General features: G+C 73.4%; 9 protein-coding genes. 2 read left to right on the top strand and 7 right to left on the bottom strand.

All coding sequences use genetic code 11. From position 1 onward, the window contains the following. From ABFS34_14390 to ABFS34_14360, 7 genes are all read right to left on the bottom strand, one after another. A partial coding sequence (locus tag ABFS34_14390) for a TonB-dependent receptor (GenBank protein MEN8376632.1) occupies positions 1-2,024 on the bottom strand: 2,024 nt, incomplete at its 3' end. Further along, on the bottom strand, positions 2,021-2,623 hold the full coding sequence (locus tag ABFS34_14385; protein ID MEN8376631.1) for a hypothetical protein: 603 nt from the start codon (positions 2,621-2,623) through the stop codon (positions 2,021-2,023). The genes ABFS34_14390 and ABFS34_14385, both read right to left, overlap by 4 nt. Further along, a complete protein-coding gene (locus ABFS34_14380) occupies positions 2,620-3,522 on the bottom strand; it encodes a hypothetical protein (GenBank protein MEN8376630.1) in 903 nt (300 codons plus the stop codon). The genes ABFS34_14385 and ABFS34_14380 overlap by 4 nt, the downstream gene beginning before the upstream one ends. Next, a complete protein-coding gene (locus tag ABFS34_14375; protein ID MEN8376629.1) occupies positions 3,519-4,541 on the bottom strand; it encodes a carbohydrate kinase family protein in 1,023 nt (340 codons plus the stop codon). Before ABFS34_14375 ends, ABFS34_14380 begins: the two co-directional genes overlap by 4 nt. Beyond that, complete coding sequence (locus ABFS34_14370; protein MEN8376628.1) at positions 4,538-5,518, bottom strand: ROK family protein; 981 nt, start codon at positions 5,516-5,518, stop codon at positions 4,538-4,540. Before ABFS34_14370 ends, ABFS34_14375 begins: the two co-directional genes overlap by 4 nt. Next, positions 5,518-7,317, bottom strand: coding sequence for a translation elongation factor 4 (gene lepA / locus ABFS34_14365; protein ID MEN8376627.1), 1,800 nt, complete (start codon positions 7,315-7,317; stop codon positions 5,518-5,520). The genes ABFS34_14370 and lepA overlap by 1 nt, the downstream gene beginning before the upstream one ends. 113 nt (positions 7,318-7,430) lie before the next feature. Continuing rightward, positions 7,431-7,616 (bottom strand): hypothetical protein, encoded by a 186-nt coding sequence (locus ABFS34_14360; protein MEN8376626.1) that lies wholly within the window; start codon positions 7,614-7,616, stop codon positions 7,431-7,433. A gap of 202 nt (positions 7,617-7,818) precedes the next feature. On the opposite strand from ABFS34_14360, the gene ABFS34_14355 reads away from it, so the two are divergent. Further along, the gene (locus ABFS34_14355; GenBank protein MEN8376625.1) at positions 7,819-8,745 is read left to right on the top strand and encodes a DUF58 domain-containing protein; all 927 of its coding nucleotides are present in this window, start codon (positions 7,819-7,821) and stop codon (positions 8,743-8,745) included. After that, the coding region (locus tag ABFS34_14350; GenBank protein MEN8376624.1) for a VWA domain-containing protein at positions 8,742-10,631 on the top strand (1,890 nt) is incomplete at its 3' end. The genes ABFS34_14355 and ABFS34_14350, both read left to right, overlap by 4 nt.

The following is a 10,631-nucleotide window of genomic DNA, read 5'->3' as shown; positions in this document are numbered from 1 at the left end:
AGCCCGGCGTACCACGTCCGCCCCGGCCCGGGCTCGAAGAACCTGCCGCCGAAGGCGTTGGGCACGATCGACGCCACGTAGTCCGCGTCCGCCAGGTTCAGCAGCCCCGCCTGCGCCCGCAGCGCGGTCCCTCCCACCCGCCAGGCGGGGCCCTCGGCGCGCACGTCGACCAATACGTAGGCCGGCCAGAACGCGGTGTTGTCATCGTTCGCGGCCGCGCGCGACCGGTACCGCAGCTCGACTTCGGCGAAGCCGGCCGCGCCCGCGATGGAGGCCGCCGCCTCCACGCGGTGGGGCGTAACCCCCGGCAGGCGGTTGCCGCGCAGGTCTTCCCCGTCCAGGGTGAAGTCCCGGAACTCGGCGCGCGTCCACGACCACGCGGCGCGCACCTCGACGCGGTCCCGTACGGTGGCGCCCGCGGCCAGCTCCAGGCCCGCGTGGCGCGCGCGCCCGGCGTTCCGGAAGAACGTGCGCCCGCTCTCCGCCTCGAACGGGATCAGCGCTTCGGAGACGCGCGCGTGGAAGGCCACCACCTCCCAGCGGTAGGTCGCCTCGCGCGCACGCACGCCGGCCTCGATACCCACCGTGCGCTGGGGGGCCAGGTCGGGGTTGAAGCCCCCGCTCCCGTCCGGCTGGTTGGCGAGCTCGCTGGTGGTGGGCGTCTCGAAGGACGTGGACAGATTGGCGAACGCGGCCGCGCCGCTCCCGGGGCGCCACAGCGCGCCGATCGCCGGACTGAACGCGGACATGGTCCGCGCGCCGCTCTCCGGCGCGCCGCCGGACGGCACCAGGCGATCGTCCACCGAGAAGCGCACGGCGTCCCAGCGCGCCGCCGCGGTAACGCTTAGGCGGTCGAAGCCCAGCGCGAGCTGCGCGAGCGGGGCCACCTGCGTCACGCGCTCGTTCTGATCCAGGGTGAGGTCCCCCGCCGCGCCGTCCTCGTTCGTGAAGTTGCGCCGGTCGTCCCACTGCGAGGCCAGGTCCACGCCCACCGCCCACCCGACTGGCCCACCCACCCGGCGGTGGCGCACGCGCGCGCCGCTCGCCACCCGGGACAGATCCACGACGGCGACGGGGATCGGGTTGTCCACGTCACGCCCGAGCAGCCACGCCGCGGCGTCCCACTCGGCGCCCGCGCCCGGGCCGGTCCAGCGCGCGCCGACCTGGGCCTGACGTGCCTCCTCGCCCGTGCCTTGGTCCACGTTGCGGGAGAACGCCGCGCCGGGATCGGCCAACCTGAGCGAGTCCGACAGCGAGCCGGGGTTGAGCGCGTCGTAGTCGACGCCGTGCACGGCCACCCGCAGGCGGCCCTCCCCCACCGGCGCCTCGACGTGCGCCGACGCCCACGTCTTGTCGGCGTCCGCGTGGTCGCGGAAGCCGTCGGTGCGGCGCCGCGCCAGGCGACCGGACACGAGCGCCCCCCCCACGCGCCGGGCGGCCTCCGCCTCCAGCCGCAGGAAGCCGTCGGCGCCCCCCAGCACGCGCGCGCTCAGCCCCTCCTTCGCGGGCGCGGTGGCTATGATCAGCGCGCCTCCGCCCGCGTTGCCGACCAGCGTCGAGGCGGGTCCGCGCACCGCTTCCAGCCAGCGTACCGCGTTGGGATCGAGATGGCTCAGGGCGGTCTGCCCGTCCGGCATGGTCGCGGGGACTCCGTCCACGACGACGGCGAGGCCGCGCACGCCGAACTGCGAGCGGGCGCCGAAACCGCGTACGGCGATGCGCTCGTCGAGCGCGTCGTTGTGTCGATTGTCGACCTGCACGCCCGGTATCCGCTCCAGCACGCCCCCCAGCCCAACGCCGGCCCGGGCGCGCGTGGCCCGGATGCCGTCCACGAAGGACGCGGCCACCGGCGCCGCGGCCAACGACAGCGGCAGCGGGAAGGCCGACACCACGAGCGGTCTCAGGGGGATGACGGTGTCTGAAGGCGCCGCGCTGTCCGGCTGTTGCGCCGCCGCGAGGCCGGGCGCGGCCGCGGCGACCAGCACGGCCGCGGTTATCGTGAAGCGCGCGCGGCGGTCCCTCAACGTTCGGAGCGCACCAGCCGGCTCAGCGAGTGGAGGCGTCCGCCCGGGCCCGCGACCACCACTCGCCGGCCCACGAGCGCGCGCGCGGCGCCCGACACGCCCTCTTCATCCAGCCGCTCGTCCAGCTCGGCCGGCCGCACCGAGCCCGTCTCCTCCACCGCGGTCCAGACCGCGTGCTCGAGCGCCGATGCGTATCCCAGCAGCCGCGGCCCCAGGCCGGCGACCTCGGCCACCAGCGCCATGCCCTGTCGGATCAGCACGGTGTCGAGGGTCTCGCGATGGTGCAGGGCCACGCCGCGCGCCATGAAGTAGGCGGGCGCGGGAGGATTCGCGGCGCAGTAGCGACGCACGAGCTTGGCGACGGTCTCGTCGGCACAGGAGTAGTCCAGGACGACCACCTCGGTGAAGTCCAGGACCGACACGCACGGGCCGGCGCTCTCGCGGATCCGGCTCTCGATCCCCAGGCGCAGGGCCTGCCCGGTTGGCCTCGTGACGAGGTGCGAGTAGAGCGTGGCCACCGAGCGCCGTACCTGGTCGCTGAGGTCGACGTGAAACGGGGTCACCAGCGGAGCCTGATCCAGCCGCTGCTGGGGCCTCACGACGAGGACTCCCGCGCCGGCAGGACGATGGAGATCTGGGCGCCCGGGAAGTACGGCAGGCCCTCCTCGAGGGGGGGCGTGTCCGCCCAGTCAGGGACGTCGGAGATGCGCGCGGTGCCGCTGCGAATGGACACGCGCCCATCGACCTTTCCGACCAGCCGGCGGATCTGCTGCAGGCCCTGCCCGCGGCCGGGGTCGCGGAAGCGCGTGACCCCGTGGATGAACGCGGCCTCCAGCGCGGCCGCGTCGCCCCAGCGCCCCGCGTAGGCCGCCGCGTGCTCGCCCTCCAGCGAGCCCCGAAACCCCACCCCCAGATCCATCACCGCGATCATCACCACCTTCCGCCCCAGCCTCTTCCGCCAGTGATACGTCTGGGTCGCCACCCACCCGGGCGCCTCGGCGTGCTCGATGATGTTCTGGCAGACCTCGCTGAAGATCGTGCCGAACTGCATCGCCAGCTCCGGCGGATAGGCGAGCTGTTTGATCAGGATCGCCCCGGAGCGCTCGTAGACGCGGTCCACGACCCGGTGCACGTCGCCGTGATCGGAGACCGCCGTGATCTCGAGCAGCACGTCGGACTTCGTATCCTCGCCCCGTCCTACCTCTCCGTGCAACTCGAAGACATCGGTGGCGTGCCGGAAGAAGCCCATGCGGCGCAGGTAGCTGGTGACCTCCGGCGACGCCGGCGGGCGCAGGCGTACCCTCCGTCCGGCGGCGCGCGCCGCGTGACCGAATGCCAGAACGCTCAGCGCTCCGTACGGGTCCACCCAGCGCACCCCGGCTGCATCGATCAGAAAAGGCGGCCCGCCATCGCCCGCGCCGCCGTCCTCGGAGAGAGGCGCGACGAGCGGGTCGAACGCGGCCTCGTCGAGATTGGCCGGGAGCGCGATGATCCTCACGTGTGGATCCTCCCCATCAGGTGTCTGTGCAGGCCGCTCGCGCCGTGGTGCTCGACGTTGCGGGCCGCCGCCTCGTGGGCCCGCCCGATCGCGCTCTCCACCGGCTCCCCGCCCAGCAACGCCGCGAAGCAGGTCGCGCCCCACACGTCCCCGCACCCGGTGGGGTCACCGGGCCTGGCCGCCTCCGCTAAGGGCACGCGCGCGCTCTCGGCCCTCCCGGCCGCCCCCAATGGGCGCGCCGGCTGAAGGCCTCCGCGCCGCCACGAGGACGGCCCTGCCCCGTACAGCGGAGAGCGCACGTAGGCGGCGCCCCGCTCCCCGAGGGTAACGAGCAGGAGGCGCAGGTCCACCCCGACCGTCTCGGCCGCGAGCGCCCACGGGTCCCCCCAGCGGCCCGCCAGGGTCTGCAACTCGGCCTCGTTCATCTGCACGACGTCGAACGCCGTCAGCCACTCTCTCCAGGCGGCCAACGAACGCGGCCTGCGCCTCCCCTCGGGGCCCAGGTCCAGCAGCAACGAGTGCAGATCCGCGTACAGCGGGCCCGCGCACGCCTGCCTCAGGCGGAGCGCCCCGGCCAGCGTCAGCTCCCACCCGGCGATGAAGTTGACGTACAGCGCGTCGAGCCCGCCGAGCAGCGGCTCCAACTCCTCCCACTCCCACCCGGGCACGCCGCCGCTGAGCTTCTCGGTGCGACGCTCGTTGTCCACGTAGCGGAGCTCGACGCGGTTGTTGGGCTCCTCCACGGTGCGCACGGCGGACACCGTATCCAGTCCGGGAAGCGACGCCAGGAAGGCCCTCGCCCGCGCGTCCAGATCGCGCCCGATCTTCAGGATCGGCACGATTTGCCAACCCGGCGGGCAGGCCGCCACGAGGGCGGCCAGCGCGTACGCAATGCCGCCCCATTCCTCGACCGGCTCCGCCCGCCCTTCGCGCGCGTAAATGCGGTCCCAGACGAGCGTTCCGAGGACGCCCAGCCGGCGCACCGAAGCGCCCGCCACCCCCAACGATCGCTCGCTCACTCGTCGCGCAGCCGCTCCGTTCTGAACACGCCCGCCGCGCCGATCAGGCCGGCGGTCCCTTCCAGCGCGCCGGGCACGATGCGACACGCCTCCTGCGCGTGCGTGAACGCGCGGCGCCTGACCTCGGCGCGGAGCGGCTGGAAGAGGTGTTCGCCCGCGCGCGTAACGCCCCCGGCCACGACCACCATTTCGGGGTTCAGCGAGTTGATCACGTTGGCGATGCCGGCGCCGAGGAACTTGGCGGTCTCCTTCATCACTTCGTCGGCGAAGCCGTCGCCGAGCACCACGCCCTCGTACACGACGGCCGCGGTCAGAGCCTCCAGCCGGCCTCCCACGAGGTCGGGCAGGATGCTCTCCGCCCCGCTCATCAGGCCCTCCACCGCCCTGGCCGCGATCGCCGGACCCGACGCGTACGCCTCCAGACAGCCGTAGTTGCCGCATTTACACTTGCGCCCGGTGGAATCGATGGTGGTGTGGCCCAGCTCTCCGGCCACGTCGTTGGCGCCGTGGTAGACGCGGCCGCCGAGCACGATCCCGCCGCCGATTCCGGTTCCCAGCGTCAGCCCGACCAGCGTGTCCACGTCCTGACCCGCGCCCAGCCACCACTCGCCGTAAGTCGCGCAGTTGGCGTCGTTGTCGAGCGTCGCGGGAAGTCCGACGGCGTTAGAGATCAGGTCGCGCAGCGGAAAGTTGCGCCAGCCCAGGTTCGGCGTCTCGATGACGGTGCCGCTGGCGCGGTCCAGGGGGCCCGGCGAACCGATCCCCACGCCCGCGACGTCGGCCCTCGCCGCTCCCTCCGCCACGGCGGCGTCCACGGCGTCGCCGATCAGGCCGACGATGCGATCCACGACGTGCTTGGGCCCGCGCGCCGCCTCGGTGGGGACCTTCTGCACGCCGACGAGCGCGCTGCCGTCCTCCGGCAGAGCGCCCACGACGACGTTCGTGCCGCCGATGTCCACGCCCACGATCCAGCGCATCAGTCCTCCACCTGCAGCACCGCCAGGAAGGCCTCCTGCGGGATGTCCACGGTGCCCACCTGCTTCATGCGCTTCTTCCCCTCCCGCTGCTTCTCCAGCAGCTTGCGCTTGCGCGTAATGTCGCCGCCGTAGCACTTGGCGGTCACCTGCTTGCGCAGGGCCTTCACGGTGGTGCGCGCGATCACCTTGTTGCCGATCGCGGCCTGGATCGCCACCTCGAACATCTGGCGCGGGATCAGCTCCTTCAGCTTGACCGCCAGCGAGCGCCCGTACTCGAACGCCTTGTCGGCGTGGATGATCACGCTGAAGGCGTCTACCGGGTCGCCGTTGATCAGCATGTCCAGGCGCACCAGGTCGTTCGCCCGATACTCCAGCGGCTCCCAGTCCAGCCCCGCGTACCCGCGCGTGGAGCCCTTCAACCGATCGTAGAAGTCCAGCACGATCTCGGCGAGCGGCATGTCGTAGGTGAACTCCACCCGCTCGGTGTCGATGTACTGCATGGACACGTGCTCGGCGCGGCGCTCGTGGCACAGCTTCTGGACGTTGCCGATGAACTCCGCGGGCGAGACGATGTGCGCGCGCACGTATGGCTCCTCCACGCGATTGATGCGCACGCGGTCCGGCATGGCGCTGGGGTTCTCGATCTCCATGCGCTCGTCGTTGGTGAGCACGATGCGGTACTCCACGTTGGGCACGGTGGAGATCAGGTCCAGGTCGAACTCCCGCTGCAGCCGCTCGCGCACGATCTCCATGTGCAGCAGCCCCAGGAAGCCGCAGCGGAACCCGAATCCCAGCGCGGTCGACGTCTCGGGCTCGTAGAACAGGCTGGCGTCGTTCAGCTTGAGCTTCTCGAGCGCGTCCCGCAGGTCCTCGTACTGGTCGGACTCGGTGGTGTAGATGCCGCTGAACACCATCGGCCTGACATCCTTGTAGCCGGCCAGCAGCCCGGCGGGCGGATTGTCGGCGTCGATGACGGTGTCTCCCACCCGCGTGTCCCCCACCCGCTTGATGGCCGCGGTCACGTAGCCCACCTCGCCAGCTTCGAGCCGCGGCTGGGGCACGCGGCGCAGTAGCAGATAACCCACCTCGTCCACCTCGTAGGTCGCGTCGTGCGCGCCGAAGCCTATGCGCATGCCCGGCCGGATATGGCCGTCCACCACGCGCACGCTGGGCACGGCGCCGCGGTACTTGTCGTAGAACGAGTCGAAGATCAGGGCGCGCAGCGGCGCGGAGGGGTCTCCCTGGGGGGCGGGCACCCGCCGCACGATGGCCTCCAGCAGCTCGTCCACGCCGGTGCCCTCCTTGGCGGACACGGCCAGGATCTCCTCGGGCTCCACTCCCAGCAGGTCGACCAACTCCGCGCGCCGGCGCTCGGGTTCCGCGCCCGGCAGATCGATCTTGTTGAGCACCGGCACGATCTCGAGCCCGGCCTCCATGGCCAGGAAGAGGTTGGACATCGTCTGCGCCTGCACACCCTGGCTCGCGTCCACCACCAGCACGGCACCCTCGCAGGCGGCCAGCGAACGCGACACTTCGTAGGTGAAATCGACGTGCCCGGGTGTGTCGATCAGGTTCAGCTCGTAGGCGGTGCCGTCCGGGGCGAGATAGTCCATGCGGACCGCGTGCAGCTTGATGGTGATCCCGCGCTCGCGCTCGAGGTCGATGGAGTCCAGGACCTGTTCCTTCATCTCCCGCGCCTCGAGCGAGGCGGTGCGCTCGAGCAGCCGATCGGCCAGGGTGGACTTCCCGTGGTCGATGTGGGCGACGATACAGAAGTTGCGGATGCGGTCGAGCTGCAAGGAACGGTGTCCCGGGTCACGTGTCGATGAGTCGGCGGCCCGAAGCGCTTCGGGCGGGCGGATGATAGCGCGAACGGGGGGCGCGGGTCGAGGCCCGGGAGCTCGCCCGACGCCTAGTGCGAAGGAACCCCGGCCACGCGCACGTGCAGCAGGATGAGCGCTGCCGCGAGCACGGCGGCGGCGCCGCCGTAGGCGATCCATTGGTTGTGGTGCTCCGACAGCCCGAAGCCGACGAACATCGGCACGGCCACGGCGGCGACCAGCGCCGCGAACAGGATCAGCGAGTTGGCGAATCGCATGGCCCATGGATAGTCCCGGGGTCGCGCGCTGGCAAGGCGGCGCCGGCCAACCTGGGGCGCCCGCAGCGCGTCCGACCTTCCGTCGCCCTGAGGGGTAGCGCACGTCCCGAACCGCGGGCGGCCATCGACGTAGCGTCGCGCGGCGGTGAGCGGGGGTCTCGAGCTGCCCGGGGCAGGAACCACCAGGAGGCGAATCCCAACCATGGCGAACCCGGCCCAAGCGCGCGGCGCCCGGCGCCCCGACCTGCTGGCTCCGCAGGAGCTGCGCGGGCTGGGAGGGCTGGAGTACGTCGCCCGCAACGTGGTCGAGGGATTCCTGACGGGCCTCCACCGCTCTCCGCACAGGGGTTTTTCGGTGGAGTTCGCCGAGCATCGGCCGTACCAGGCCGGAGACGACCTGCGCTACATGGACTGGCGCACGGTCGCCCGCACCGACCGCTACTTCGTAAAGCAGTTCGAGCAGGATACCAACCTGCGCGCGTATCTGCTCCTGGACGCCAGCGCGTCGATGGGGTGGAGCTCCGACCCCGACCGCATCCCCACCAAGCTGTGGTACGCCAAGCAGCTGGCCGCGGCGCTCGCGTTCCTGCTGCTGAGGCAGGGCGACGCCGTGGGCGCGCTCGCGTTCGACGAGCACGTCCGCGACCGCGTGGGCGCGCACGGCGGGCGGCGGCACTGGCTGGAGGTGGGTCGGCTGCTGCAGGGAGCCGAGCCCGCGGGCGACACGGGGGCCGAGACCGCGCTGCGGGAAGCGGCCCAGATGCTGCGCCGGCGCGGCCTGGTGATCCTGTTCTCGGATTTGCTCGTGGACGCGGACGAGACGCGCCTCGCACTCCGCTACCTGCGCCACAGGGGACACGAGGTGTTGGTCTTCCACCTGCTGGACCCGGGCGAACGCGAGCTGCCCGGCGTGGGCGACGCCCGCTTCGTGGATCCCGAAACGGGCGACGAGCTCCCGGTGACGGTCGCCGATCTGCGCGCCGAGTACCGCGCCTCTGTGGCGGGGGCCATAGCGGAGTGGCGGCGGTCGCTCAGGCCGAACGGCATCGACTACGTCCTTCTCGATACCTCCCGGCCGTTCGCTTTCGGCCTGCGTGAGTACATGCGTAAGCGGCAGCGCCTGGCGTGATCGGCTTCCTCGCGCCCGCGCTCCTCGCGCTCGCCGTGGCCGCCGCGGTGCCAATCCTGCTGCACCTCCTTCAGCGCCAGCAGGGCCGGCGCGTGGTGTTCCCGGCCATCCGCTACCTGCGCCTCGCCGAGCGCGAGCACGCGCGGCGGATCCGGCTGCGCCAGCTCCTGCTGCTGCTGCTGCGCGTGGCGGCGGTCATGGCGCTGGCGTTCGCGGCGGCGCGGCCCTTCCTGCGCGGCGGCCAGGGCGAGCACCGGCCCACCGCGGTGGTCGTGGTGCTCGACAACTCTTTGAGCGCGTCGCTCGTGCGCGGCGACCGCCGCCTGCTGGACGAGCTCAAGGGCCTGGCTCTCGCGGCCACCGACGCCGCCGGGCCCGACGACCGCTTCTGGGTCATCCGCGCGGCGGAGCCGTGGGCCGCGGCCCCGCCGGGCGACGCGCGCGCGGCCGCCGATCTGATCCGCGGCGTGGCGCCCGTCCCGGCCGGGGCCGACTTGCCCGCCGCGCTCGAGCGAGCGCGCGGCCTGCTGGGCGCCGGCGCCGACGGCCGCGTGGGGGAAATCCACCTGCTGACCGACGGCCAGGCGACCGAGTTCGCGGGCACCGATGCGGGCGCCGGCGAGGACGACGCCGGGCCGCCGGTGCTCGTGGTCGCGCCGGATCGCGACCCGCCGGCCAACCTGGGCGTCGCGGCCGTGTCGCTGGAGGGCGGGCTCGCGCCGCGCGCCGGCCAGCGCGTCTCGGTGGGAGTCGCGCTCGCGGGCGGGCGGGACTCGACGGGTCTGCGGCTGCTCGCGCACGACACGCTGCGCGCGGTCGGGCGGGGCGCGGCCGGCTCGGTGGCGCTGCTGATGCTGCCCGCGCAGCCGGAGGGCGTGCTGGAGGGTCGCGCCGAGTTGGAGGCCGACGAGCTGCGCGCCGACGACAGGCGCCACTACGTGGCCCGCGTGCTGCCGCCGGCGGCGGTGGCCGTAGTGGGGGAGGCTCCGTTCGTGGAGGGCGCTCTGGACATCCTGGCGGACGGCGGCCGCGTCAGACGCGCGCCGGCGCGCTCGGCCGACGTCGTGGTTTCGGTGGGTGGAGCCGGCCTGCCCACCCGCCCCGGAGCCGCGGTCATCGCCCTGCCACCCGCCGACCCCGTCGCGCTGCCGGCGCTCAACCGCGCCCTGGCCGAGGCGGGCGTACCGTGGCGCGTGGAGGCCCAGGGCGAGGCCGCCGGCGACCGCGCCGACGCGCCGGCGGACCCAGAACTCGCCGCCCTGCTCGCCGACGTGGAGCTGCGCACCCCCTACCGGCTGCGCGCCGAAGGCGACGTGGACGCCGCCGAGGTGCGGGTGCGCCTGGCCGGCGGCGACCCGTGGGCGGTGGGCGGCGCGCTGCCCGACGGCGCGCGCTATCTGCTCGTTGCGGGCCCGCTGGACGGGCGCGAGGGCGACGTCGCGGCCACCGCGGCCATGGTGCCGCTGGTGGACCGGCTGGTGGCGGGCTGGGCCAGCGCCATCCCGGAGGGCGCTGACCTCGCGCCGGGCGCGTGGGTGCCCCTCCCCGGCAGGGCGGACGCCGTGGTGGGGCCCGAGGGGGAGCGCATCGGCGTCGAGGGCGGCGCCCCGTTTCGCGTACCGCCCGCGCCCGGCGTCTACCGCGTCCTCGCGGGCGACTCCCTGCTGGGCGCGTTCGCCGTCAACCCGCCGCCCCGCGAGTCCGAATTGACGCGGCTGGACGAGCGCGCGTTGCGCTCCGCGCTCGGAGGGGAGGCGCGCGTCGTGGCGAAGGACGACTGGTCGCGCGAGATCTTCCGCGCCCGGCGCGGCCGCGAGGCGTGGCGGCTCGCCGCCCTGGCGGCGCTGCTGCTGCTTCTCGCCGAGATGCTGGTCGCCGCTGGCGGC

Source organism: Gemmatimonadota bacterium, from assembly GCA_039715185.1.
Taxonomy (GTDB): domain Bacteria; phylum Gemmatimonadota; class Gemmatimonadetes; order Longimicrobiales; family RSA9; genus DATHRK01.
The sequence above is the reverse complement of the archived record's forward strand: the minus strand, read 5'-3'. Positions and strand labels throughout refer to the sequence as shown.

Coding starts and splice junctions, on each gene's coding strand:
- ABFS34_14370 (MEN8376628.1), bottom strand. CDS start 5,518: ATGCGCTGGATCGTGGGCGTGGACATCGGCGGCACGAACGTCGTCGTG.
- ABFS34_14360 (MEN8376626.1), bottom strand. CDS start 7,616: ATGCGATTCGCCAACTCGCTGATCCTGTTCGCGGCGCTGGTCGCCGCC.
- ABFS34_14355 (MEN8376625.1), top strand. CDS start 7,819: ATGGCGAACCCGGCCCAAGCGCGCGGCGCCCGGCGCCCCGACCTGCTG.